At 43.7% G+C, this 25,161-nt stretch carries 21 protein-coding genes; 9 read left to right on the top strand and 12 right to left on the bottom strand.

The window, feature by feature from the left end:
• Positions 1-53: 53 nt before the first annotated feature.
• The 4 genes from LEPTO7376_RS13020 to LEPTO7376_RS13005 form a co-directional block, all read right to left on the bottom strand.
• Positions 54-3,146, bottom strand: a complete 3,093-nt coding sequence (locus LEPTO7376_RS13020; RefSeq protein WP_015134637.1) for a methyl-accepting chemotaxis protein — start codon at positions 3,144-3,146, stop codon at positions 54-56.
• A 158-nt stretch (positions 3,147-3,304) separates the two neighbouring features.
• On the bottom strand, positions 3,305-3,835 hold the full coding sequence (locus tag LEPTO7376_RS13015) for a chemotaxis protein CheW (RefSeq protein WP_015134636.1): 531 nt from the start codon (positions 3,833-3,835) through the stop codon (positions 3,305-3,307).
• 128 nt (positions 3,836-3,963) lie between these two features.
• On the bottom strand, positions 3,964-4,329 hold the full coding sequence (locus LEPTO7376_RS13010) for a response regulator transcription factor (protein WP_015134635.1): 366 nt from the start codon (positions 4,327-4,329) through the stop codon (positions 3,964-3,966).
• A gap of 248 nt (positions 4,330-4,577) precedes the next feature.
• A complete protein-coding gene (locus tag LEPTO7376_RS13005; protein WP_015134634.1) occupies positions 4,578-5,819 on the bottom strand; it encodes a response regulator in 1,242 nt (413 codons plus the stop codon).
• A 663-nt stretch (positions 5,820-6,482) separates the two neighbouring features.
• On the opposite strand from LEPTO7376_RS13005, the gene hmpF reads away from it, so the two are divergent.
• Positions 6,483-8,222, top strand: a complete 1,740-nt coding sequence (gene hmpF / locus LEPTO7376_RS13000; protein ID WP_015134633.1) for a pilus motility taxis protein HmpF — start codon at positions 6,483-6,485, stop codon at positions 8,220-8,222.
• A gap of 172 nt (positions 8,223-8,394) precedes the next feature.
• On the opposite strand, the gene LEPTO7376_RS12995 is transcribed toward hmpF, so the two are convergent.
• The gene (locus LEPTO7376_RS12995; RefSeq protein WP_015134632.1) at positions 8,395-9,300 is read right to left on the bottom strand and encodes a phosphoribulokinase; all 906 of its coding nucleotides are present in this window, start codon (positions 9,298-9,300) and stop codon (positions 8,395-8,397) included.
• A gap of 148 nt (positions 9,301-9,448) precedes the next feature.
• Here LEPTO7376_RS12995 and LEPTO7376_RS26445 point away from each other — a divergent pair, with 148 nt between their 5' ends.
• The gene (locus LEPTO7376_RS26445) at positions 9,449-9,670 is read left to right on the top strand and encodes a hypothetical protein (RefSeq protein ID WP_160148454.1); all 222 of its coding nucleotides are present in this window, start codon (positions 9,449-9,451) and stop codon (positions 9,668-9,670) included.
• 10 nt (positions 9,671-9,680) lie between these two features.
• A complete protein-coding gene (locus LEPTO7376_RS12990; protein ID WP_015134631.1) occupies positions 9,681-10,427 on the top strand; it encodes a hypothetical protein in 747 nt (248 codons plus the stop codon).
• Between the two features lie 13 nt (positions 10,428-10,440).
• Here LEPTO7376_RS12990 and LEPTO7376_RS12985 read toward each other — a convergent pair whose 3' ends face one another.
• Complete coding sequence (locus tag LEPTO7376_RS12985; protein ID WP_015134630.1) at positions 10,441-11,334, bottom strand: CoB--CoM heterodisulfide reductase iron-sulfur subunit B family protein; 894 nt, start codon at positions 11,332-11,334, stop codon at positions 10,441-10,443.
• An 83-nt stretch (positions 11,335-11,417) separates the two neighbouring features.
• Here LEPTO7376_RS12985 and LEPTO7376_RS12980 point away from each other — a divergent pair, with 83 nt between their 5' ends.
• Positions 11,418-12,185: a sensor histidine kinase KdpD gene (locus LEPTO7376_RS12980; protein ID WP_015134629.1), complete on the top strand. Its 768-nt coding sequence runs from the start codon at positions 11,418-11,420 to the stop codon at positions 12,183-12,185.
• Here the strand turns inward: LEPTO7376_RS12980 and LEPTO7376_RS12975 are convergent.
• Positions 12,142-12,624, bottom strand: coding sequence for a GNAT family N-acetyltransferase (locus tag LEPTO7376_RS12975; protein WP_015134628.1), 483 nt, complete (start codon positions 12,622-12,624; stop codon positions 12,142-12,144). The genes LEPTO7376_RS12980 and LEPTO7376_RS12975 overlap by 44 nt on opposite strands.
• Before the next feature lie 518 nt (positions 12,625-13,142).
• Here LEPTO7376_RS12975 and LEPTO7376_RS12970 point away from each other — a divergent pair.
• From LEPTO7376_RS12970 to LEPTO7376_RS23585, 3 genes are all read left to right on the top strand, one after another.
• On the top strand, positions 13,143-14,495 hold the full coding sequence (locus LEPTO7376_RS12970; RefSeq protein ID WP_015134627.1) for an N-acetylmuramoyl-L-alanine amidase: 1,353 nt from the start codon (positions 13,143-13,145) through the stop codon (positions 14,493-14,495).
• A gap of 101 nt (positions 14,496-14,596) precedes the next feature.
• A complete protein-coding gene (gene recR, locus LEPTO7376_RS12965; protein WP_015134626.1) occupies positions 14,597-15,187 on the top strand; it encodes a recombination mediator RecR in 591 nt (196 codons plus the stop codon).
• 41 nt (positions 15,188-15,228) lie between these two features.
• On the top strand, positions 15,229-19,017 hold the full coding sequence (locus LEPTO7376_RS23585) for a P-loop NTPase fold protein (RefSeq protein WP_015134625.1): 3,789 nt from the start codon (positions 15,229-15,231) through the stop codon (positions 19,015-19,017).
• An 11-nt stretch (positions 19,018-19,028) separates the two neighbouring features.
• Here LEPTO7376_RS23585 and LEPTO7376_RS12955 read toward each other — a convergent pair whose 3' ends face one another.
• Complete coding sequence (locus LEPTO7376_RS12955; RefSeq protein WP_015134624.1) at positions 19,029-20,051, bottom strand: DMT family transporter; 1,023 nt, start codon at positions 20,049-20,051, stop codon at positions 19,029-19,031.
• Between the two features lie 765 nt (positions 20,052-20,816).
• Between LEPTO7376_RS12955 and LEPTO7376_RS12950 the strand changes: the two genes are divergently transcribed.
• Complete coding sequence (locus tag LEPTO7376_RS12950) at positions 20,817-21,200, top strand: hypothetical protein (protein ID WP_015134623.1); 384 nt, start codon at positions 20,817-20,819, stop codon at positions 21,198-21,200.
• 113 nt (positions 21,201-21,313) lie between these two features.
• On the opposite strand, the gene lspA is transcribed toward LEPTO7376_RS12950, so the two are convergent.
• Genes lspA through bioB form a run of 3 tightly spaced genes read right to left on the bottom strand, consistent with a single transcriptional unit; the run spans position 21,314 to position 23,592 of the window.
• Positions 21,314-21,808, bottom strand: a complete 495-nt coding sequence (gene lspA, locus LEPTO7376_RS12945) for a signal peptidase II (protein WP_015134622.1) — start codon at positions 21,806-21,808, stop codon at positions 21,314-21,316.
• Positions 21,809-21,840: 32 nt separating this feature from the next.
• Positions 21,841-22,479 (bottom strand): biotin transporter BioY, encoded by a 639-nt coding sequence (locus LEPTO7376_RS12940; protein ID WP_015134621.1) that lies wholly within the window; start codon positions 22,477-22,479, stop codon positions 21,841-21,843.
• 21 nt (positions 22,480-22,500) lie between these two features.
• Entirely contained in the window at positions 22,501-23,592 is a 1,092-nt protein-coding gene (gene bioB / locus LEPTO7376_RS12935) for a biotin synthase BioB (RefSeq protein ID WP_015134620.1), read from the bottom strand.
• Positions 23,593-23,766: 174 nt separating this feature from the next.
• On the opposite strand from bioB, the gene LEPTO7376_RS12930 reads away from it, so the two are divergent.
• Entirely contained in the window at positions 23,767-24,246 is a 480-nt protein-coding gene (locus LEPTO7376_RS12930; protein WP_015134619.1) for a DUF4079 domain-containing protein, read from the top strand.
• A gap of 217 nt (positions 24,247-24,463) precedes the next feature.
• On the opposite strand, the gene LEPTO7376_RS12925 is transcribed toward LEPTO7376_RS12930, so the two are convergent.
• Positions 24,464-24,880, bottom strand: coding sequence for a CAAD domain-containing protein (locus LEPTO7376_RS12925; RefSeq protein ID WP_015134618.1), 417 nt, complete (start codon positions 24,878-24,880; stop codon positions 24,464-24,466).
• Between the last annotated feature and the right edge of the window lie 281 nt (positions 24,881-25,161).

The raw sequence follows: 25,161 nt of genomic DNA, 5'->3' as shown, positions 1-25,161 counted from the left end.
ACACCAGCCTAATGTTCTGAGAAGAATATCCCAGATATCATCACAACAGCCAGTTATTTTTCGTCTCCAGACTCGACGCGGAATCTTTCCACAGAAGATAAAAGATCCCTTGCAATTCCCACAAGATTTTGGAGCGAACCTGCAACCCGTTGAGATTCTTGGGATGTTTCCTGAGCTGTTAATTCGACCGACTGCATTACCTGTGCCACTGCTCGAGAGTTCTCTCGCTGTTCAACGGTATCAGCAGTAATCGAACGTACTAACGCATCGATTCGGTTTGATACTTGAATAATATCTTCCAGAGACTGTTTCGCTTGTTCCGCACGCTTCGTACCATCGATAACCTGCTGCGTACCTTCTTCCATTGCAGTCATTACAAGACTTGTCTCAGACTGAATCTGCAATACGATTTGCTCAATCTCTTTCAAAGCTTTCGCTGAACGGTCTGCGAGTTGTCTGACTTCATCCGCAACAATCGCAAAACCTTTTCCAGATTCACCTGCGCGGGCCGCCTCAATTGATGCGTTCAAGGCGAGCAAATTTGTACGAGATGCAATCTGAGAGATCACCGCAACAATCTTCGAAATCTCTTGGGAAGACTCTGCTAAACGTTTTACCTTACGGGCAGTTTCAGCCACTGTTTCTCGAATCTGCAAAATACCAGCTACCGTATGTTCTACAGACTCACCACCTTTAAGCGCTGTCGCAGATGCAGTACGCGCAACTTCTTCTGCCTCACGCGCGTTTTCTGCCACACGCTGAATCGAATCGGTCATCATCTGTACCGAGTTCAAAGTGACAGCCAACTCTTCTGCTTGACGTAACGCATCACTAGACAGACCCCGCGCAAAAGATTCACTATCGGCAGAGTTTTGGTTCACTTGTCTCGCAGCCTGTTTTACCTGTTGGACAATTTCTCGTAGGTTCTGAATGGTTAAGTTAAACGCATCAGCAACCGCGCCTAATACGTCAGCCGTCACTTCTGCTTGTACGGTCAAGTCACCTCTTGCTGCGCCTTCCACATCATCTAGGAGTCGAATCACTTGGCGTTGTAGATCTTCCTTAGATTGCTCGGTTTCTTCAGCGCGACGTTGAGCCTCACTAGTAGTGGTCAAAATCACTCGTGCCATTTGGTTAAATCCAGTGGCGAGTTCCCCGAATTCATCTTCAGAATAGACGGTCGCTTTAACGTTTAAATTACCGTTCGAAACCGCATCAAATTGAGATTGGAGATTGTCGGTACTGCGCTTAATTTGTTTAGTCGTGATCTGACTAAGTAGCAAGGTTGCACCAAAACTAGCAGAGCCTGTAATTAATGTGGTGAGCGTGCCAAAAATGGCAATGGAATTCACAAAATCGCTTGTGCGTTTCTCTTGAGGTGTTGCACTAAGAACACAATAAGTGACGAATGCAGAGGCTAAACAAGAGGCAATACCAGCCCCGGCTGCAGTAAACCATTGTTTTTGTTGTAATCCTGCATTTTCAAACCAAGCAAAATAACCTTGTTCGACATCGGATGTGGCTTCAACTGCTGGTTTTTCACTATTTTTAGCAAAGCTTGTAACCACTTCTTCTGATTTGTTGCCGCCAAAAGTAGAGAAAACACTATCGTCTTCGTCAATGGTCAAGTCATCTGTATCTGTAAAAGAGAGGCTCCCTGCACTTCCGAGACTAGAGTCAAACAAATTAGTGTCGGGCATATCTGCATCGACATCATCGACATCCATATCTAGATTTGGGAGATGATCTAGATCTTCGTCATTAAAGACATGAAATTCTTCGAGAAAACCTTCTTCATCTTCATTATCATCGGCGGCAAGACTACTATCATTCAATAATTCTTCGCCTAATCCGCCGAGACTCATCTCTTCGTCGTAGAAGGGCTCATCATCGGGCATATCTAAATCAATATCTTGGAAGGCTAGATCTTCAGGATCGATATCATCTTCAATATCATTATTGGCAAATGAATCGGCTGCATAGTTATCGGACTCAAATAAACCTGAATCAGGGGAAGCAGATTCTAGGGTGTCATGGGACAAATCACTGCCACCACCATCAATGCCCATCAATAAAGTCTCTTGAAAATTCCCAGGAGCCACAGGAGATTCATCTACATCTTCATCACCAAGGTCAAAATCACCATACTCTTGGTCTGCCTGATCAAAGTTTTCTTGGATCGGGTCAACTGCCAATGTACCTAAGGTCTGAGGAGAGGCGGCATCGACATCGTTATCACTCTCATCAATAAAATCTTGGAAGCTACCAAGATCAATTTCATTGTCATCACCAGCACTGAAATCATCTAGAGCATCAGGGTTAAAGTCAACAAAGTTTTGATCATCTTCGTTCTCTCCGCTAAAGCTATTGATAAAGTCGGAGTCACCCTGATCATCGTTGATGGATGAGTCTGAGCTTTGGCGATCGCCGCCCGTAGGAAGAACAAAAGTCTGTTCGCCATCATTACCTGACTCAGCCATCCAGTTCCCTAATTCATCATCAAAACTCGAATTTGGCTCTCCACCTAAACTGGATGTTTCATCGACAAACGGAAAATCTTCCTGTTCATAATCGTCATCGAAGGAGCCACCATTTGATTCAAAAGCACTACTAAAGGGAGAATTCAAATCTTCTTCTTCAGAACTATTAAAGCTTTTAGCCACAGCTCCTAAGGAATTCTCTGTATCAAAAGGATTTGAAAATGGTTCCTCATCCAGAGACTCTCCTTCAAAATCGCCACTTGCCTCAGGCTCACCGAAATCAACATGATCCCCGAATAAACCACTCTCGTCCTGAGTTAATGTGCCATAGTCATCATCAGATTCAGTAAAGTCTTGATTTTCTACGCCCTGTCCATTAGCGTCCTCATCGCCCATAGAAGCAGAGGCTTGTTCTAAACCTTGGCGGGCATATTCATGAAAATCTTCCTGCTGCGTTACATCCAATACTTGGTTATATTGCTGTGATGCCGTTTGAAAATCTTGCAATCCCAAATAAATATGACCACTTAAAAGCAACAAATTAGGGTCGTCTGGATGGGCTTTCAACAACTGATTGGTAATGCTTTCGGCTTTGCCTAAATCGTTTTGGAAATAAGCATTTTGCGCCTCGCTGTATTCTTTCATGTAATCAGTGCTGAGTGGCATTCGTTTCTCTCCTCGACTTCGGCTCCGCGACCTTAGGATAATCGTACTGAATTGTGGACTGGAATTCTGGACAAATTGGGCTCCTTTTTCAAATCTAATCTACTTTTATTTATTTGGTAAGCAATGGATTTCTCAATACATCTCAATGAAGAGCCGTCCTAGGTTGCCCATCGTGCCGAGCGCAACACTGCCACATGGTCTAACAAATGCCAAATCAAATCTTCATCTTCACCAGGAAGCCACCCCCCCCGCACAAAAGGAGCCATACTGTCTGGCACATCACTGAGTTGAATTTGTAGATCTTCAGGGGGCAACCAACGCATTCCCTTCATATCACCGACGGCCAAGCCCAACAGAGTATCCTGATCTTCGATGGCAATGACCGGAAGTTCCTGGCGATCTGTCCTCAGAGGAATCTGATCCCCAAGGAACTGGCCTAAGTCTGCTACCCAAATAATTTGTCCTCTGAGGTTTATAGTGCCCAAGAGCAGGGGAGAAACATTAGGGATAGGCGTAATCTGATCGGGTGATTGCTGCATCACTTCACGGATACCTTCGGCAGGAAGGGCAAATGCCATCCCAGAAGGCAATGTAAAACGTAGGTGCAGTTCACCTTCCGGACTTTCTAGTTTTTGGACTTCTGAGCCAAATGGTGATGGGTTTTGGCCAAATTCTGTATTACCAACCATGACTCTCACGGATACCTAAACAAGATTTTAGGGCAGTTTATAGATTTCGCGATCACTTATGTCATATTTCGTCTCGACACATCTCAAACTCAAAATGCTTAAGGAATAATTGTCGTTCGGGCGATCGCCTAACTCCGCAGTAATTGCTTAATCGTACCGATCAATTCTGCAGGCTGAAACGGCTTTGCAATATAAGCATCAGCCCCTTGCTTCATGCCCCAATATCGGTCAAATTCTTCACCTTTTGAAGAACACATCACCACAGGAACATCCTTTGTTTTCGGATCAGATTTAATTTTGCGGCACAGCTCATAGCCATTCATACGAGGCATGACAATATCCAAAACGATAAGGTCAGGTTGGAACTGCTTTAAATTTTCTAGCGCCTCGACACCATCCCCTGCTACTTCGACTTTCAAACCACTTCCTTTGAGCAGTTCTGAAATCATTTCTCTTTGAGAGATGCTGTCTTCAACGACCAAAATTTTACTCATTTACGGATTCCCAAGAAACAAAGTGCCGACATTAGTAGCTTCTGTAAAACCAAACGGATTGGCAGATAGATGAACAAGGTTGTCTCCTAATTCTAAAGATACTTTCAAATACAGAAGTATGCTTTATTTAGCTATAACCCCGTTACAGAGTAAAGACAAGGCCACGAAGTAACGAAAAATTTTCGCCTGTTCACACTATGCCATGATACTCTCTTTACCTCAAGATCAATGATCAATCCGGTTGTTTTTTAAGGAGCAGCAGACGAAGTCATCGGCATTTGCCACGAAATATATTTTTCGATTAGAGCCAATAATTCCTGGGAGCCAAAAGGCTTGGTGAGGTAATCAGAAGAACCCACCATATTTGCCTTGATCCGATCAATAAAACCTTCTTTACCCGTCAACATCACAATCGGGGTAAGTCGAAAGCGGTTTGAAGCTCTCAGCATATTACAGATCTGGTTACCATCTAACTTCGGCATCGCGATATCACACAAAATCAAATCTGGTTCGTAGCTAAAGGCACGCTCAAATGCCACCAGAGGATTCTGAATAAGCTCTACCTCATAGCCATAAGGACGTAACATCTCTTCAACGGTTTTACCAATTGTCAGGTCATCGTCAATACACAAAATTTTGGGAGCCGTTAGGGTCTGTTGCTTTTCCCATGCAGGCTGAAAAGTCGTTGCAGCAGGTTGGTCAGGATTGAGCATCTGGATCCAATCTTTTTCGACATAGGGATGTAGTGCCTTAGATAAAGTAACGAGATCTCGGTTTAGATAACGAGCAAGTTGGCGTAAAGAGGTTTTTCCCTTGCTCCAATGGGTTAATCGTTGGTAGGCACTAGGAGGCAGATCTGCGGCTACTTTATTTTCATAAATGATGATGGGGCATTGGTGAGGAGATTTAATGAGCGGCAAAAGCTGCTTCCATTTCTGGACTTTTTTGGCGCTCTCAAGCAATAGATTTGTAATGGAATAGCTAGCAAGCTGAGGCGATAAGGGAGTGCTAAGGCGAAAGTTAAAAGAGCCTTGATGAAGACTGAGTAGATCAAAAAGGGTTTCTTGGATCATGCGTTGGAGAATATGACGGCCCTGATCAGTCGTAATAACATGCTGTTCTAGCAATAACCAGAGGTATGCATATTCTATGATATTCATCGAGGCGATCGCCTCAGGTGCCTTTAGTTCATCTAATTGTTCGTCGAGATGATAATGCCGGAGATAGCCTTTTAGACGCTTCAGGTTTGAGCTGCGGTTATTTGTGGCATAGGTAATCTGGCCATTCACAAAAAAGACATACCAGGCCAAATTACGCCCTGAAGAAGCTGCAATATCTCGATTTTGGGCAAACAGCTCCGTATTTTGCCAACTTGTATTGCGGTCAAAGGAAGCTGTCGGGGCATCAATGACCAGTTGGCCTGTACGTTGTCCCAACTCTACTAGCTGGAAAATACTTCTAATATCAATTTCGTTCAGAGTCCCGTGCATATTAATCCCAGCAACTCAATTCGTGAATCGTCATCCTATTCCGATAGTCTCGACCCTATACAGCGGCGATCGCCCTATTGAAACTGATACATCCAATCTAAAAAGCAAAGCACAAGACCAAACCTTATCGAGCATGCTCGAGTGTTGAATGTAACTGCCAATATTGTATACATAACTTTCGTTACCACCAGCTAAAACAATGGATTCTGCTCACAATGTAAAGACATATTGTAGGCAAGTCCTCCACAACATGAAGTTGATGATGCTACCTCTATATTCCAACAATCATGACGACTTGAGATCCGGATTTGTAACAAATAGAACAGAAAACTAAAGCATTGAACTCATCAAAATAGGAACATCACCAAAACGTCTTACAGACAAGACCCAGAGCGAATTATGTGACTATTTCATCTCTATGAAAATCACGAAAAATTACACTCTGAATCTTGCGATTCGTAATGGTTATAATGATCGACTAGAATCATGGCAATGTCGCCAAGACATTTTAGAGCTGACTGCCATTCGACGAAAATCCCTGATTTTTTCCGGAAAATTGCGAATTTTGTCAGACTCAATCTTTCGATGGGACACCTGTTCTTTCGGAATCTTCACAGCCACACCGCATTCAAGCACTAGAGCTTTCGAGGGGAATTTAGCAGCGTGCTATATCTTGCAGAAGTCAAAAAGACCAAAGGTTTCATGGGCGTTAAAACGGAGGTAAAACTGCTTGCCTGTGAGCGCAATGACAAAAGTTGGAGTGCCGTACCAGGAGATGAGGCGATCGCCACAGATGATTTAGGGCCCTATGGAGATGGAGCACTAATCGTCATTAACCTCGGTGGTAATCGTCAAGTTCAGGGAACACCGGAACCTGCTGGCAACCGTATTCTCGGCATTTTACAGAATTTTTCACGTCTATTGGAAAAGACGAAATCCCAAGAAGAAGAGATTGAGCAATGGAAACAGTCCCTCACTTATCAGGCAGAGGAGCTTAACCGTCGCCAGGCAGAGATGGAGAATCGTCTCGAAGAGCTTGAAGGGGCAGAAGAAGAATTAGAACGTCTCGCAGCCCAGCGGGATGAAGTAGAAAAACTTAAGGCAGAGTCTGATGAGATCAAAGCTGAGTTTGATCGTAAGCAGGCTGAACTAGAAGGTGCCTGGGAACATCTACGGGGTGAACAGGCCCGTTTAGAAGAAGTTCAGGGAGAGAGCAATGGTTCTGGTGGCAGTCTTGCACCGGAGCAAGCAGAACGTCTCAAGTCAATTTTCGAGCAAATTCAAGGGGCGATCGCCCCAACGGACAATTTTCAGGAGCGCTTAGGCCAAGTTTTACAGTCTTCTGAGCAACAGCAACAGCAACTCAAAACAGCCTGGGATGATCTAGAGCAAGATCGTCATCGTTATCAACAGCTAGAAGGAGAAGTTCAGGCGATCGCCACAGATCTTCAGCAACATGAGGGCAACCTACAAGAGAAAACCCATTCCCTTGAAGATGCAAAAATTCAGGTACAAGTCAAACAAGAACTCCTACATGCCAAGCAACAGCACCTCCAGTTTCTAACCTTTGCTCTGCAAAACCATGAAGAACTCAGCACTTCAATTAGTGGACTTGCAGCAGGCCTTGGAGATGGAGAAGGTGAAATCGTTGATGTTGAAGCATTGGAGTCGATGCCCCTCGGTGAACTCGAAAGTATTGTCAATAACTTCAAAGCTGAGCTCGACAAGCTTGTTAACTTCGTTAATGACCAAGAAGAAGAATTAACGCTCCAACACGATGCAGTCAAAGAATTGCGGGAAAAAATTGAGACAGCAGACACCGGTAATGTGATGGCTTATCAGGAGTTGGAAGAAGAACTTAAAGACGAACAAGAGCAAATGGGAATGCTCAATGAAACCCTCGTTGGTCAAAGAAGAACCTTGCGCGATCGCCAATCAGTAATGCGTCAGCACCTCCAAGTTTTAAAGCGCCGGCAAGGGGCGATCGAAGTTGAAGTTGAAACTAATATCAACCTCAATCCAGTCCTTTCCCGCGTCCAGAATGAGCAGCAAGAATATAGCGAAAAACAACAAAAACTCACTAATGATATTGAGCAGCTCACTCAGTCAATTCAGCAAATGCAGGATATTTTATCTGGGCAAACATCTGAGGTGAGCAAGGATCGGGAGCACCTCAAGCAAATGCAGAATGACTACGAACAGAAAAAATTTGAGTTCGAACGTTTAAAAACAAAACTTGAGCTATTTGAAACTCACTTACAACCGATTCAAGATAATCTTGATGGCATTAACCAACCGCTTCGGGAATTAGAGCAACTCAGCCAGCAATTTTCGAGCACAACTGAGCAGCAGCGTACCCTCGCAGATGAACTCAAGTCCACTCTTGATCCTTTGATGGCTTAAGCAAACATCAATAAGCAAAAAAGACTCCCTAGATTTTTATAAAAATCTAGGGAGTCTTCTCATACGCTATGTCGCGATTAATTTCTGAATTCAATCGTATTTCATCAAAAAAGATATAGCTCTCTTAATTCATGAGTTTGAAAGAAAAAATCACAGATTAGCTAAAAATAGATTAGATACCACCAGCTTCTTCAATCATCTGCTTGATGAGAGGTGCAAGGATAATTTCCATCGTGAAGCCCATCTTTCCACCGGGGACAACAAGTGTCGTATGGCGGGACATGAAGGAACCTTCAATCATGTTGAGAAGATAAGGGAAATCAATGTCAAATCTTTCTCTGAATCGCTTGTTGGTATGGACGACAACAAAGCTTTCATCAGGCGTGGGAATATCACGAGCGATGAAAGGATTAGAGGTATCAACGGTCGAAACACGTTGGAAATTAATATGTGTGTTGGAGAATTGAGGAGTGATGTAGTTCACATAGTCAGGCATCCGACGCAAAATTGTGTCGACGATCGCCTCAGCACTATAACCACGCTCAGCGTTATCGCGAGCAATCTTTTGGATCCACTCTAGGTTCACAATCGGTACAACACCGACCAACAAGTCAACGTACTGGGCAACATTAACACCGATTACTTCATCAACGACACCACCGTGTAGGCCTTCGTAGAAAAGGATGTCGCTACCAGTTTCAATATCTTCCCAGGGTGTAAATTCACCAGAGCCACAGTCGGTACCGAGTCGGCCATTATGAAAGTCTGCTTCGCCATCATTGTGAAGATAATAGCGTTTCTGGCCTGTACCAGATTCACCATACTGTTGGAACAGTTCTTCGAGTTTGTCGAGGATATTGCAGTAGAGACCGAAGTGACTCAGATTTTTACCGCCTGCTGCAGCTTTTGCCATCATGTCGCGCATTTGGACGCGATTAAACTTGTGGTAGCTATCGCCTTCAACGATGACAGGACTGATACTTTCGCGACGGAAAATATGCTCAAATGCACGTTTTACAGTAGAGGTTCCAGCGCCGGAAGAGCCTGTTACGGCAATAATCGGATGTTTTTTAGACATGAAGGTAAATTTAAATCTAAGTTGAATGGGCGATTGCTAGAGTGACAGCAAACAAGTTTATCTAACTGGCTTAAGTTAGCCACGGTGATTCCCTTTGAGGTGAATACACGATTGTTGCGGCAGTCTAGCGGCGAGATTTAATGTTTACTTGTTGATAAAGCGGTATCCCGTAGGACAGATAATATCAGTCAACAGCGATATCGTATATTGCTCTGCCGATGATCTTTTTTGGGGAATGGCGATCGCCTTTTGTATGGGCTTTCGGGTTTTTCGGGATGAAGTTTATGGTTCTCTGTCGTGGCTTGCGCTGATCTACTTTGTTTTGTCAGGGTCACAGGCGGCTTTTAAACTAGAAACTGCACTTTATTAACTGCGAAAAAATGCCGCAATTTCAGGTTGGTCAGCGATGGTCATATCAGGTTCGCGCTGAGGAGAATCGAGAGTCGACATTCGTGATCGGTGCGGTGGATACAGATGCCAATATTATTCATATCTCGGTGGAAAAAGCTTTCTTGTCAGACGCTACTGAACCAGTGAGTATTGGCCATATGCCTTTTTCTGGGGAGGCTCTCACTAAAAGTGTGGTTGAACTGCTTGGGAATCAGGTGCAGGTTGATAAAGGTTTTGCGGAAGGGTTGGCACACTGGAAAGCGAATCGAGGTGGCATATTTCAGATAACAGTATCTGATGCGATCACCGCAATTATTTCTGCGCAAAAACCATCGACACCTGATCTATTTGATGAGCTGGTACGAAAGATGCAGGCTGGGCGATCGCCCGAATTAGCGGCAGAATTATATCGGTCGTTATTTGCCCTTGAGGAATGGTTTTTCCTCTGTGAACTAGACAAAGACGAAACACCGATGCAATGGGATTTCAATATTGGAGGTCAGTCTTCGCCAGCAATTTTGGCCTTCACTAGCGCTGAAAAGGCGATCGCCGCTGCTGATAAATTAAACCTTTATCCCACAGAGACAGATATTCGCCTCATGCCTGCCGATATCGACAAAGCAATTATTTGGCTCGACAGCGAAAATTGCCATTGCACATGGGTTTGCTTTAATGTGACCCACCAACAATTTCCGCTCTACATTGCCGATGCAGTGCGGATGAATCTCAAACGTTAATCCGACACTCCGCCTAAAATCCTAATTTTTCAAGCAGAGGTTTTGTGGAAACAATATGTTTACCTAATCCCAATTCCTCTGGAGGAACACCAAGAGCTAGAGCAACTAATTGCGGCAAATGAATAATCGGTAAACCCAATTTTTCGCCAATTACTTTTTCGACTTCCGGTTGGCGGGAATCAAGATTTAGATGGCACAACGGGCAAGGGGTGACAATACAATCTGCTCCGGCGGCGATCGCCGCTTTTAAATGTCGACCAGCCATACTAAAAGATTGTTCAGTCGCATAGCTTGATAACGGCCAACCGCAGCATTGAGTCCTGCCGTCATATATCACGGGAGTTGCACCCACTGCCTCAAAAATATTTTCTAGCGACCGCGGATCAACTGGATCATCAAACGGAATTGTCTTTTGGGCACGCAATAAATAACAGCCGTAAAAAGAGGCACACTTTAAATTCTTGAGAGGTTTTTGAACTTTTTTGCGTAAAGTCTCTAGACCAACATCGCCAACCAATGCCCAGAGAATATGTTTGACCTCCGTTGACCCTTGGTAAGGCGAACAACTTTCTTTTTCGAGAAGGCCATTAATTTTGTCAAAATATAATGGTTCACTCTCCTTAGCCTCTTTCAGTCGTTCATCGACATGACCGAGAACCCCTTGGCAAGTACTGCAATGGGTGAGGAGAGGTAAATTCAAAGATTCAGCGAGGGCAATATTTCGTGCATTCACTGTATCTTCAAGGAGTTGAGATTCTTCTTTATAGGTACCAGAGCCGCAACAGGCAGCCTTTTTTAGCTCAATTAAATTTATATCCAGAGCGCTGGCTAATGCCATTGTAGAAAGGTGAAGCTCCCGACAAGCTCCTTGGGCAACACAACCAGGGAAATATGCGTAGCTCAACATTTCAGCTAGACCTAGGATGAAGTGGAGTCTCTTTCATCTTATCTTTGCGATATATACCGAAGGGCGAACAGTCACGTTTTGTTATGTCTGACACAATGAACAATACCGATACGGCTTTGATGATGGCGTTACAACTAGGGCAAATTCAAGCGGGCTTCCTCGGTCAAACTGCTCACGAGCTGCGATCGCCCATGAGCCACATGATGAGTTTGCAGCAGCTAATCCTGGCAGATCTCTGTGAAGATCCAGCAGAGGAAAAAGAATTTATTGCGCAATGTTATGCAGCTAGCCAAAAATTTATGGTGCTGCTTGATCTTGTACTTGATATCTCGAAATTAGACTACGGTGCGATCGCCCCTAAGTCTGACCTATTTGACCTTGTGACCGTAATAGAAGAGCTCAAGACAATGCTCATGGTCAAGGCTCAAAATCGCAATCTCAAGCTTAATTGCCCTGACGTTGCGGAAGATTTCTCGATCGAAATGATCGGCGATCGCCAACGCACTTATCAGTACTTTTTAACGCTGCTGAATACGACGATCAATGAAACACCATCGGGTGATATTAATTTCGAGTACGGCAAATTGGGCGATCGCTTTACCTTTCAGTTGCAATGCCAAAGCGATGGCGACTTCTGGGAAAACGCCCGTGTCACAGATCTAGAGATTAAAGAAAAACCAACGCTCAAAGAACTACAACACGCTGCTGAAGCCTTCGAGTTTTCTCCCGCCCTAAAATGGCAACTTCTAACAAAGCTCATCATCAAATTAGGGGGAGAGGCAAAACGGGAATTCACTCCCACAGGATCTATACAGATACAGGGCTGGCTTCCTCTATCGGACAAGAAATAATGCTCACTGGGTGTTCGTGGTTGTGAAGCACCATTGTCGTTGTTTGATTTTCGGTAAAGCCAATGCGCTCATAAAATTCTTGCTGGTGGGTTGTCATCAAATAAATGCGCTCAACCCGGTTCATACGGGGATGACTAATCAACGTTTCGACAAGTTTGCGGCCTAAACCCAAGCCTTGATAATCCGGGTGAATGACGACATCCCAAATGGTTGCACGGAAAACGCCGTCTGAGGTGCCCCGAGTAAACCCAATCATGCGATCGCCATCCCAAACTGTCACCACCGGATCGCTGTAATAGACAGCAGTTCGGAGGTCTTCCATGGATCGCTGCTTTGCCCAAAAGGCTGTGGCATTAAACAATTCTCTTAACTGGTGTAGATCTACACGATTTTTATCGACGGAAAAGAGAATATCACTGCAATCCAAAGTTTTAGCCATAATCACTCGCTGGGTAATGGGATCGTAATCAATCAATGACTGAGTTCAGTACCAAGATTTTCGCTAGCATTTGTCGCAAGATGTCAGGCACTAATGGCGATCGCACAGCTCACTTCGACTATGCTCCCCACTAACCTGAAAGTTGATGCACCAAACACCATCTAAGGAATCTCTAGAGTATCAAGTTTTCTAAACAATCCTTGATTTTCGCATTCAATTTTACCTAGTGAATCTTGTTTTGCGGCACTACCAGGGTGTAGAGATCGAACTTTTTTTTAGGAAATGATGATATTTTGCGACAGAAATTGAGGATTCGAGGCGATCGCCACCGTTACTAATCGAGACAATAGAAGCCGAGTATTTTTCCAGAAAAGCAGCCTAGAGCAGTAGAAAACCACGAATTTCTGAGCTAAAGGGGCGAAACTGTAATTCTTCGCAAAATTCCTGCTGTAGATTCAACGATTAGAGTTAACCTTGAATTTAAACGAATCTCTGAGCTCGATACGATAGCAAAGCCAATGGGTAGAATCTTCATTTCCGCAGGTCACGGTGGTTTGGAAGGGGGTCTTCTAGATCCCGGTGCTGTTGCCGGAAATACCACCGAAGCACAACAAATGATCCTCCTACGCGATCAGCTTGTGCCAGAGGTCCGGCGGTTAAATTTAGAAATTTTGGCAGTACCCGATGACTTGAGTGCAGCGGATACAGTTCGTTGGATCAACTCCCGCGCCCGTTCTGGTGATATTGCCCTAGAGCTCCAAACCGATGCCTTCACCGACCCCAGTGTTAGCGGTGCTACGGCCTATTACATCGCCAACAACAGCGATCGCCAAGGAAATGCGAATACTGTTCTAAAGTCATTGCTAAGACGCGTTCCAGAACTCAGCAGCCGTGGCGCGAAGCCCGATACCCAAACCGGATTAGGTCGTTTGCCTTTCTGCCGAGAAGTGGTGATTCCGTCGATTTTGCTTGATGTTGGATTTTTGACCAGCCCCAGTGATCGCACCCTTTTAATTAACCGCCGTAAAGATTTTGCCCTTGGTATCGCTGAAGGATTAGCGGCATGGTTACAGGAATTGAATGGGTTAGTGCCAAGCATTCCAGAAACCACTTACCCCGCGATCAATATTCTGATCAATAAGCAATCCTACGAAGAGCAAGGAATATTAATTAACGGCAACTCTTATCTACCCGTCGATTTTGTTGATCGTCTTGGCGTGAATGTCCTTGCCCAAGAGTCGCTCCGTCTCGTGCAATACCAAGGTGTCGTTTACGTTAAGGCGATTGAGCTACGGAATTTCAACATTACTGTCGGTTGGGACAAAGACACTCGCACGTTAATTTTGTCGTCGATTCAGGCGATTTGTCAGGGTCAACTCGACCGGATTATGGGCGTTGGCAATTTGTCTGAAGTACAGATGATTGTCTTCCTGAAAAATAACAATGCGTCGGCGTTACAGCAATTTCCAGAACTGCCCAAGCTCTATCGCGAAGAGGCCGCAGTGGAAGGGGTTAATGCCGATATTGCTTTTGCGCAGATGTGTCTCGAAACGTCATTTTTGCAATTTATCGGTGATGTGGATGCGTCCCAAAATAATTTTGCGAATCTTGGTTCAGCAGGTGGCGGTGCATCCGGTGCGACTTTCCCCAGTGCCCGCGTTGGTGTTCGTGCCCACATCCAACATTTGAAAGCCTACGGTAGCCTCGAACCCATCGTTCAGGAAATCGTCGATCCTCGTTTCCGGTTTATTACTCGCGGGATTGCACCGTTAATTCAGCAACTCTCTGGTCGGATGTCAGCAGATCTTCAGTATGGCGATCGCCTACTTGCGATGGTGCGTCGTCTCTACGAATCTGCGCAACTTCTCTAGAAAATAGACTCACGCATCAGATAACAAAATCTAAGTGGGAAATGGGGGCGATCGCCGTTTAAGATAAGGTTCGGACATTTTCGGAACCGGAGAAACGAGCCATTTATACGCCGCCCCTTGCCCGCCTGATCGAACAATTTCAGCGTCTTCCCGGCATTGGGCCAAAAACCGCCCAGCGTCTAGCTTTGTATATTCTGAAGCGTCCCGAAAAAGATATTGAAGCTTTCGCGCAGGCACTCCTAAACGCCAAAAAGCAGGTGGGGGTTTGTCAGACTTGTTTCCATCTCTCCGCCACGTCTATTTGTGATATTTGTAGCCACCCGAAACGACAGCAGGACACAATCTGCGTGGTGGCAGACTCAAAAGATGTGATTGCCCTCGAAAAAACCAGAGAATATCGCGGTAAATACCATGTTCTCGGTGGAGTGATTTCGCCGATGGATGGCATTGGCCCCGAACAGCTCACTATCCAAAAGCTCGTACAGCGTGCCAGTGAAGACGAAATCACAGAAGTGATTCTGGCGATTAATCCCAGCGTCGAAGGCGAAACCACAACTTTGTATATTGGGCAGCTCCTGCGACCTTTCGTAAAGGTGACGCGCATTGCGTTTGGTTTACCAATGGGTGGCGACCTCGAATATGCAGATGAAGTAACCCTCGCCCGTGCTCTCGAAGGTCGTCGCGAACTATAGCTCTCTTTCTATAATTGGGGCATCTCTTCAATGATCACCCCATGCAGAAATCAGACCTAACTCAATCTGAAACTATCAATTTTGCAAAGCACCCCGAACTTGTTAGCTCTTTTAAAACAATTTTGGGTGAGATTGAAACGGTCATCGATGTTTTACAACGAGAAGATCTGGACTTTGAATTACTTGTAAAAACCAATCAAGGATTACTACAAGATTTACGTCTAGCGATTAATAAATATCCTGAAGTAGAAGAATATTATCAACAACATTTAGAAGAGTTGGGGGAACTAAATAGTCTTGAAGGTTTTTTTAAAAATCCTGAGTATGTCCTAGAAAATCGTAGAAATTTCATTGATCATTTTAAAGTCATCCATCAATGTATCGAGAAGCCACTCAATGACACTAATAGAATCGAAGAAAAACAAATAAACTACCGTATTTTTAAAGTGCTATATGGTCATAAATCTGGTGTTTCAAGTGTAGATTTTTCACCTGATAGTCAACTCCTTGTCTCTGGGTCATTCGATAGCACAGTTAAAATCTGGAATCTTAAGGGAGAAAACTTACAAACTTTCACTGGACATCAATCAGGCATATTAGATGTTGCTTTTAGCCCTGATGGCAAAATAATTGCTTCAGCATCGAAAGATCAAACTGTGAAACTTTGGACTTTACAGGGTGAAGAACTTCTTACTTTAAGAGGTCACAGTGAATGGGTTTGGGGTATTGATTTTCATAGAAATGGAAAGCAACTAGTTTCTGTATCAGCAGATAAAACAGCCAGAATTTGGGATATATCAGGTCTTAATAATTTTAATCATGATCCAATCATTATTAGAGGTCATTCAGACAGAATTCATGATGTTACTTATAGCATCAATGGCAATGGAGATACTTTTATCACCGCATCTGATGACGGAACAGTTCGTTTTTGGAATCAAGAAAAAGCTATTCTCAAACCATTTTCACATTCAGATCGTGTTAGGTCTGTTTGCTCTAGTTATCATGGAGTAGAGATTTATACTGGCTGTTCAGATCGAAAACTCAGAAGCTGGACATTAAATGGGGAATTACTATTTGAGTCTAGTGGTCATCGTCTTGGAGTCGATTCAGTCACATCTCACCCGAAAGGCTTCTTCATTGCAACAGGTTCAGCAGATAAAACGATTCGTTTTTGGAGTACACAAGGAAAAGCATTAAAAACGATTCAAGGTCATGAAGATAGAATTTGGGATATTTGTTTCAGTCCAGATGGCAATTTATTAGCATCCGCATCTGATGATAGAACAATTCGTATATGGCAACACAATGATAGTTTAGAAACAATCAACTTAGTCCCTCAAGGAATTAGCAATGACTTAGCTCAAGGCGATGACCAACTAAGTATTGAAGATGAGCTTCAGGCTATAGCAGATGTACTTCTTCTCAGACAATTAGAACCGCCAATCGCCGTTGGGATTTTGGGGACTTGGGGCAGTGGCAAATCTTTTGGAATGCACTTAATTCAGCAACGAGTCAATGAAATTCGTTGTTCAAATCGACAGCTTGTTGAGGCTTGGGGTGAAGGATTAGAAGAAGATGACCCCGATAGAGAAAAGAAACTTTCGCCTTATGTCGGGCATATTTATCAGATTAAATTTAACGCTTGGAGTTACGCCAAACAGAACCTTTGGGCGAGCTTAATGCAGGAGATTTTCTCTGAGCTAAACCAACAAATTACTTTTGAACGGCAACTTCAGCAAGCAGGTGTTGATTTACTTTCCGGTGGTCAACTTTGGGAGGTTCTCGAAAATCTCAACACCGGCGATCACCAATATTTTTTAGAGCAAAATCTAGACCCAGAAACATTTGAGCGCTTACGAAATATCGAACTCAAAAGCGAACTCAAAAATGAACTTCTCGAAACATTACGGCGATCGCAAAACCAAGTTCAACAAGATATCAAAGAACAAGAAACTTTACTGCAAGAAACTAAACAAGCCCTCAAAAAACGCCAATGTGAAATTGCAGAGGGAATGGATAATAACCTGAACCTTGCCCTTGCTTCATCGCCAGACCTAATAAAACAAGTTCATAAGCATTTTGGAAAAAATGTTGAACTAAAAATCACTGAGAGTATTCGCGCTAAAGATCCAGATTTTGATCCACAAAACGTCAAAGATTTGATCAACGTTTTTGGTGAAAGTGCAAATCTATTTTTAGGCGATCGCAAACCAGAAGTTTTCTCTTTTCCGAGTCTCAGAAGATGGTTACCAAGGGTATGGCGACCATTACTGATCTTCCTCCTGCTGGTATTTATTTGTATTTTGATTCCATGGAAATTTTATCCTTGGCTTAATCAACTCCTCGCAGCAAAATCTGACAGTACAACTTGGTCATTTATTACCAGTGCTTTTGGGATGCTTGGATTTGGAACACCTGCGAGCTTTAAAGCACGGGATTTACTGACCAACTTTAATAAATGGTCAAAAGACGCAAACCTCACAATTCAAGAAACTCAGAAAAAACTTCAGCAGGAAATGCGGGCGGCAGTTGAGCAAGATGAACAAGCACAAAAATTAAACACGCAATTAACCACTCTAAAAAAAGATATTGAAAGCAAAAAACAAAAATTGCCAGAACTGCAATATGATTCCCTCGCTGAATTTTTAGGCGATCGCCTCAAGCCTGAGAACTATACAGATATGTTGGGGATGATTAATCAGGTGCAGCAAGATTTACAGGATTTGAGCGATAAACTACTGCCGCCCAAAGAAAAGCGTGATGAGAAAATCAAAGACCTTTTCCCTCGTGGTGAACCGAGAGTAATTCTGTATATCGATGACCTTGACCGTTGCCCACCAGACCGCGTTGTAGAAGTTCTTGAAACGGTTCAATTGCTGCTAAAAACCCAGCTTTTTGTGGTGGTACTAGCAGTCGATGATCGCTATATTGCGCGGGCATTAGAAGAAGTTTATTCCGGTGTCTTGAAGCGGCGCGGCAAACCATCAGGCATTGATTATCTCGAAAAAATCATCCAAATCCCCTATCGGATGCGACCAATTTCTTCCGATACCATCGAGCAATATCTCGGCTCACAAATCAATGTTCTAGAAAATATCCCCACCGAAATTCCAACTACTGAACAGAAATCGTTACCGCCAGCCTTAGAACAAGAACCAATTCAGACTACTGCTACGCAAAAGCCAATCACTTCTTCACAGCAAACAAATGATGCGGCGATCGCTCAACAGGATTTCAGTCAAGCACAAACTATCGAATTACCGCCAATTGAACTAGAACCAGAGGTAGACTCCGTAACCTCAGAATTAGGAAGCAATATCAACGAAATCAACACGATTGAACAAGCTGAACTCGATTTAATCGTGAAATGCTGCCAATACGTTGATATCACGCCTCGCACGGGCAAACGCCTAATTAATATCTATAAAATCCTCAAAATTATTTGGCAAAAACGTCAAGAACCGACTCCAGAAACGAAGCAAGTTTTATTCTCATTTCTAGCCCTATCAGGACGCTACCCCGACTTTATGAGGAATCTATTCGAGGAAATTGACACAGAGTTGCAGGAAAAACTTGATGAAACAGACAACCAGCTTGACTACAAAGATTTACTCAACAGTATTTATCCTCAAGTTCCAGAAAGGGATTACCATGCCCAACGTGAATGGCGAAAATTCAAAACTGATATTAGCCAAATGATCCCAACCAATCCATTCATCTTAAATAAGGACGATTTTGAGTTGGCGCTATCGTTCTGTTTTGTGGGAGATATTGGCTACGACCCAGATGATTTCTCGCGCGACCCAATTATGCCAACCCAGCAATAATTCTGACTGAATTAAATACCCTTATAGGTAATAGATTCGCTGAGCTCTTTGGGGGTAGGTTTGGGGACATTTTTCATGGCATTGAGTTTTTGGACACCAATTTGATTGGCGCAAATCCCCAGTAAAATCACAGCCCCACCAATATATTGGGCAGTTGTCGGCGCGTCACCCAAGAGTAAATAGGCAGCGAGAACACCAACCAACGGATTAAAGGCCGTTGCAAAAGACACTTCACTAGCTGTGCTCCGCTTCAAACCACTAAACCAAAATAATTGTCCACCCACAACAATAATCGCCGCATATCCCAACATCCATTGCCAGAGGAACGGCGTTGCCACATCCATAAAGTGATGAGGGCCATACAAAACAGTCGTTGCCGTAAAAAAGGTAATTGTCCCAATAATCATCCGAAATGTACTGAAGATTCCCAGTGGGATTTCTTTGAGGCTGATTTTGCTAATCAGATTGGCGATCGCCTTCAGAACCGCAGCAATCAGGACAAGCAATTCACCGCGACCAATCATAAACACCATCGCATCAGGACTCGACGGTTGCAAAATAACGGTCAAACTCACCCCCAGAAACGACAACGCAGCCCCAAAAATCACCCAGCGGTTCACTTTCGCACCAAGCAAAAATATCGACAGCAACAAAACTAGAGGGGTATCAATTTGGCCAATCAGAATGACATTATTGACCGCTGTAATCGCCAGTGCCGTAAATACCATCGTTGGTACAGCTGCCGCCCCTAACACTGCGACGAAGGTCATCGCCACCCAACTTTTTGCAGAAATCTTTTTCAGATTTTCCTTTGTCCATTGCCGATGATACAGAATACCCAGCAGCACTAAAGCGCATAGGTTCCCCACGAACAACACATTACAAAAGGAAATTGGGTTGCGCCCATCAATCAGGTTCTCAGCACCAATTTCTGTGATTTTACGAGTAACTGCATTTGCTGCCCCAAAAATGGCGATCGCCACCATCAGATAAGCACGCCCAGAGAGTTGAAAGCCTTGCTGTTCTTGCGCCATGAAATATTGCCTATTCGCGAGAAAAATCTATCTTCGCCATCAATTTAGCCCGTATTCACCAGAAAATCGACGTTAAATTTACCAAAAAAATAATACTGAGGCGATCGCCAACGCAAAAGCAAAAACCGAGCAGAAAATCCAGCTTTAGTACTTTTATTAACTGCAAAATCAATCCCTGATTATTACAGCGGCATTTACAAAAAACAAAGCCCCTTCTCAAAGAGCAACTTACATTGATACAAATTCATGACAGTAGCACTTACATAACTTAATTATTTATTTCTATTGCCCCAATGCTCATCAAGTCAAAGAGACAACATCAAGTCACTCATAAATCTAGAACAAAGACTTTTGTAAATCTTGCTCATAAAGAAACAGTAGACACCCCTATCTTTTACCGCATCAAAGTGCTTAAAAGGCTTATTGACTGCAGCTTTTAGGTTTCAGAAGCTTTCGAGGGGAAATAGGTTTATCTGTTCGGTTCAATAATGAAGAGCATAATGATCAGGAGAATAAATTTAGCGGAAAACAATATAGATTTTGTCTCTAAAGCATCAAAAAATGACTAAAATCAGCATTTCAAGACTATAAAAACTCATCCGAATTTATTTATAGAACTTAAAAAGCAACAAGAGTCTCACCCTAATTTCTGCAAGGTTTCCTTAAGGTTCTCAAAGAGAATCTTAAAGATAAGTCGATCAGTGGTTCAACAAGAAAAGATAGTACTAGCATGGTTGAAGTAAAGTTTTAAGGTCAGACTCAACTATGAGTGTTCATAATCATGTTCTTGAGTTGAAGCGCCAACTGGATCATCTCTATCAAACCGTAGAGCAACTTCAAGATAGTGTCCCGACAAATGGCGAAGTCTCCATAGACGAGCTAACACAATTAATGCCGCAACTCAGCAATGAGACTCTCGGCTTAGAGATGAATGTGGGAAATAACAATTTCCACCACAAAGATATTTTGTTCGATGAAACTGCTTTATTAGAAGGTCATCCAGTCGACGACAAAGCAATGACCCCTGATATCCAGATCAAACGACTCACAGCACAATTAACTGTTGCCTATAAACGCATCGCTCAGCTCGAAGAACAGCTTCTCTCCCGCCAAAGCCGCCACAATGGCAACGAGTATATTTACTCTTAGGAACGGAGGAATAGCCCAAAAAGTTTAACAGCAGTTTTATAGTCTTGAAACAAATTGTTTAGTGGGATGGAGAGCAACGTAAATTTCACAGTTTGTTTCATCGTGGATATGTATCACTCGGACTCTTTGTCTGGAAATCGTTGAGAAAAGAGGATGTTGAGCAGCAGACAAGCGATGCCGATATTGATACAGACATCTGCAATATTAAACACTGGAAAATCAATCAGTCGAAAATCTAAAAAGTCGACGACATAGCCAAATAGAAATCGGTCAACGCCATTACCCATAGCTCCAGAGAGGATAAAACCGTAGCCGAGTTGTTCCCAATTATTAAGGCGATCGCCGAACCATGCGAGAGCCATCAGCGCCAAACTCACTAGCAAAGACAACCAGCGTAACCAATGAACGCCGTTGGTAAAAATGCTAAACGCAGCCCCTGTGTTTCGGACATAGGTGAAGTGAAATACTCCATTTAACAGAGGAAAGGTATCTCCCACCTCTGGCAATGTCTGTAGGACAATGGTTTTAGTAAGCTGATCAAGAATTAAGCCTGCAAGGGCAATGAGCCAAAACCAGCGATTTTTCAGTAAATCTTTGCGGAGATCCATAAAGGGGTTATGCGTACCAAGACGTAAAGCTATTAGTAAAATAGGATACGTCGTAAACAGTATGCAATGAATGCGACACCACAAACGAGTACCAGCTGCCCCGCGAATGGTTGCAATGTATACAGGGCGATCGCCGCACCGAGCGTTAAATTTTCAGCCGATAACCGTTCTAACCAAGCCATTCCCATCAGGTAAATCATTCCCGACAAGTGGACAACTAACAAACCACAAAATGCACTGAGAGCAAGAGATTCAAGAGTCAACACATATCGAAAAGCCAACCATCCACACACTCCGGCGGCGGGCACAAACCCTAAAATATAGCCAAACGTTGGCTCCATTAAATAAGCAAGTTTACCGCCCTGAGTAAACACAGGCAGCCAAAATAAACCGACAAAAATATAGGCAATTTGCGACAGAATTCCTGCATTCTTACCGCCGAGACAACCCGTCAGCAACACCGCCCCTACTTGGCAATAGATTCCAAGGGAACCAAACTGAATACCATTCTCTGACCAAGTCCATGGTGGATTTGTGGTGACATGGGCTTCAATAAAAGTGCCCCCAATAGTGAGCAAAACACCGATTAGCGCCCACAGAAATTGATTAGGCGCAGAAACAGTAGACTTCTTCTTGGGGGACGGTTGTGGTTGTCTCAGGGTGGATTTCAAGAATATTGCGGCACAACAAACTTAGTGACTGCGCGAAAAATCTCCAGGGATCGGTGCTTCACCACCTTCTAAACCCAAAGATTCGAGCATTGCTTGGTCTTGCTCAGGAGGCTGACCCATAGTTGTGAGATAGTGACCAATGAGCATTGCATTAATCCCAGCTTTGAGACCAAGGTGCTGCAATTCACCCATGACAGCTTCTCTACCGCCAGCATAACGAATAATTTGCTCCGGTAAAATAAATCGGAAAATTGCCATGCATTTGAGAGCATTGTAGACATCTAATCTCTCGTTATCACCGAGGGGAGTGCCTTCGCGAGGATTTAATAAATTCAATGGCACGGACTCAACTTCAAGTTCCTGTAGAGCAAGAGCCAAATCAACGCGATCGCCCCAACTTTCACCGAGACCCATAATGCCGCCACTACAAGCCTGAATACCCGCAGCCTTAAGATTTTTAATCGTTTCAACCCGGTCTTGCCAAGCATGGGTTGATACAATTTCAGGGAAGAAATTTTCTGAGGCTTCAAGGTTATGGTTGTAGCGCGTTACACCAGCTTCACTGAGTTGCTGAGCTTGTTCTGCTGTTACTTCACCTAAAGCACAACACGGCTTAATTGATGTCTCATCGAGGATACGGTGTACCGTTTCGAGAATTTGAGCGAACTCATTATCCTTAGGGCTGTTGTACTTAATGCCGCGACCTTGACTCACTAGACAAAACCGTTTGGCACCCGCTTCTTCTGCGGCTTTCGCCTGTGCAAGAATTTCCTCAGGCGTCTTGAGTTCATAGGTGGGCGAACCAACACCGGGGTGATGGGCAGATTGCGAACAGAAGCTACAGTTTTCAGAGCAATTGCCAGATTTCACATTCACAATGCTGCATAGATCGACGACGTTACCACAGCATTCATGTCGAATCCGGTCAGCGGCAGCACAGAGTTTGAGAATATTTTCTTCGCCAGTGATTTCAGTTAAACGCAGAGCTTCGTGACGGTTGAGGCGCTTACCTTGAATAATATTTTCGGCGAGGTCATTGAGCCATGCTTCGAGGGCAGGACCATTGAGAATAACGTTTGTTGGAGAGGCGGATTTGATCGGTACTTGAACCACTTTGACCTTCTTTCTCTTTCACTAAAAGTATTCCAAATTTTATCACCCGAGTTTGCTGGTACTGACACTGGATGTTTCCAACTGTTACCTAAATGCTCCAGATGGACTTTTTCGGTGGTGTTTGCGGATAGAATATGCACCGCACGCATCAAGTTTTGTTAAGAGGAAAAAGCAATGGGAGAAATTATTCGCCCCTATTTGGAGCCGATCGCTGATTGGTTTGGTTCTTTACCGATTCCCGGGGTCGTTACGCACTGGGGTCACCCATTCATGATGGGGATTGTCATAGTTATGATTGGTGGGTTTGCAGCTATTAAAGGCTGGAAAGTTCGCACATCTCCTGAGGTAGACGTCAAGCAAGACAGTGCATATTGGCACAAAAAAGCAGCGTTATGGCTGACAACTTTTATCAGTCTTGGCTGGACTGGTGGTGTGCTTTCACTTGTCATGCAGGGTCAGCCGATATTTGAAAGTCCTCATTTCTGGACTGGCACGATCGCCATCGGTTTACTCATGGCAAATGGTGCTTTATCTCTTACCAAGTTTCTCGGGAAGGCTGAGCTCAGAACGGTTCATGCTTATCTCGGTTCTGCGGCGATCGCCCTGCTAGTTGCCCATGCAGCCCTAGGCGTCAACCTTGGTCTTTCTTTCTAAGAAAGATGCATTTAAAAAAATTGGCATCTCTCCAGTCAACATTGATTAAAGGCATACAGTTGGTATGTCTTTTTTATTTTTAAGACGACGCAATTCAATCATTTATCCATTCTCTTTAAACATCTCTCAACTCAAAATAAAAAACCCCGACCAACATGAATGGTCGGGGCGATCGCCATGTCCTTATCCAGAACACAGACAACTATTTACGAAACAATTAAGCGTCTTTTTTGCCTAAGATTTGAGACTTGAGTGAATCGAATTCACCGACAAGCTCATCCCGGTTGGAAGCTTTGAGCATATAGCGGTAAACGAACCAAGCTGTATAAGAAATACCAACTAGCTCAAACACGGGAGCGAGAAGAGGGATTTCGTTGATAGCGCCAAGAAGCGCAAACGTAAGTTTAACGGAAATAAAAGCTGCAATAATTAGACCGACTGAAACTAAAGGTTGCTTATAGTCGGAGAAAAATTTACCCAGCTCATCAGGTAAGTCGGACAAGAAATCCGTGACAGGCTGAACCCATTCTTGCCAAGGCTGATCAGCGTTGGGGGTTGCCATAGAACCGGGTGCTTCGGTATTGAGATATGGAGAAGTTCCAATTTCTGCTTGGGTGCCAGGCTGTTGTTCCATCTTTAAAACCTATCCTTAAAATAAATCACATAATAATTGTGGTAATCCAGCACCCGGAATTGAGTGAGGAAACCGAATTTTCGTGATGGGAGACGAATGATGCCATATTATCAGACATATCTAGATATCTTTCTACATCTACCCCCCTCAAGATCAAGAATAGCTAATATAAAATACTGTTGATGATATTCCCTACTTAATTAAGGGTCGATGCTTAATTAAAACTAAATATTTATCTAGTGGGTGATCGCCTAGTGTGACTATCCGGATTGAGCGTAAAA

The sequence above is a fragment of the [Leptolyngbya] sp. PCC 7376 genome (assembly GCF_000316605.1).
Taxonomy (GTDB): domain Bacteria; phylum Cyanobacteriota; class Cyanobacteriia; order Cyanobacteriales; family MRBY01; genus MRBY01.
This window is presented reverse-complemented; position numbering and strand designations above follow the sequence as displayed.

Excerpts from the sequence above, each read along its gene's own strand:
- LEPTO7376_RS23585 (WP_015134625.1), top strand. The coding sequence starts at position 15,229 with ATGCAGAAATCAGACCTAACTCAATCTGAAACTATCAATTTTGCAAAG.
- LEPTO7376_RS12955 (WP_015134624.1), bottom strand. The coding sequence starts at position 20,051 with ATGGCGCAAGAACAGCAAGGCTTTCAACTCTCTGGGCGTGCTTATCTG.
- lspA (WP_015134622.1), bottom strand. The coding sequence starts at position 21,808 with ATGGATCTCCGCAAAGATTTACTGAAAAATCGCTGGTTTTGGCTCATT.
- LEPTO7376_RS13010 (WP_015134635.1), bottom strand. The coding sequence starts at position 4,329 with ATGAGTAAAATTTTGGTCGTTGAAGACAGCATCTCTCAAAGAGAAATG.
- LEPTO7376_RS12975 (WP_015134628.1), bottom strand. The coding sequence starts at position 12,624 with ATGGCTAAAACTTTGGATTGCAGTGATATTCTCTTTTCCGTCGATAAA.
- LEPTO7376_RS12925 (WP_015134618.1), bottom strand. The coding sequence starts at position 24,880 with ATGGAACAACAGCCTGGCACCCAAGCAGAAATTGGAACTTCTCCATAT.
- LEPTO7376_RS12950 (WP_015134623.1), top strand. The coding sequence starts at position 20,817 with ATGAGTGTTCATAATCATGTTCTTGAGTTGAAGCGCCAACTGGATCAT.
- LEPTO7376_RS13020 (WP_015134637.1), bottom strand. The coding sequence starts at position 3,146 with ATGCCACTCAGCACTGATTACATGAAAGAATACAGCGAGGCGCAAAAT.
- LEPTO7376_RS13005 (WP_015134634.1), bottom strand. The coding sequence starts at position 5,819 with ATGCACGGGACTCTGAACGAAATTGATATTAGAAGTATTTTCCAGCTA.
- LEPTO7376_RS12970 (WP_015134627.1), top strand. The coding sequence starts at position 13,143 with ATGGGTAGAATCTTCATTTCCGCAGGTCACGGTGGTTTGGAAGGGGGT.
- LEPTO7376_RS12995 (WP_015134632.1), bottom strand. The coding sequence starts at position 9,300 with ATGTCTAAAAAACATCCGATTATTGCCGTAACAGGCTCTTCCGGCGCT.
- LEPTO7376_RS12980 (WP_015134629.1), top strand. The coding sequence starts at position 11,418 with ATGTCTGACACAATGAACAATACCGATACGGCTTTGATGATGGCGTTA.
- LEPTO7376_RS12985 (WP_015134630.1), bottom strand. The coding sequence starts at position 11,334 with ATGTTGAGCTACGCATATTTCCCTGGTTGTGTTGCCCAAGGAGCTTGT.
- LEPTO7376_RS12930 (WP_015134619.1), top strand. The coding sequence starts at position 23,767 with ATGGGAGAAATTATTCGCCCCTATTTGGAGCCGATCGCTGATTGGTTT.
- LEPTO7376_RS12990 (WP_015134631.1), top strand. The coding sequence starts at position 9,681 with ATGCCGCAATTTCAGGTTGGTCAGCGATGGTCATATCAGGTTCGCGCT.
- LEPTO7376_RS13015 (WP_015134636.1), bottom strand. The coding sequence starts at position 3,835 with ATGGTTGGTAATACAGAATTTGGCCAAAACCCATCACCATTTGGCTCA.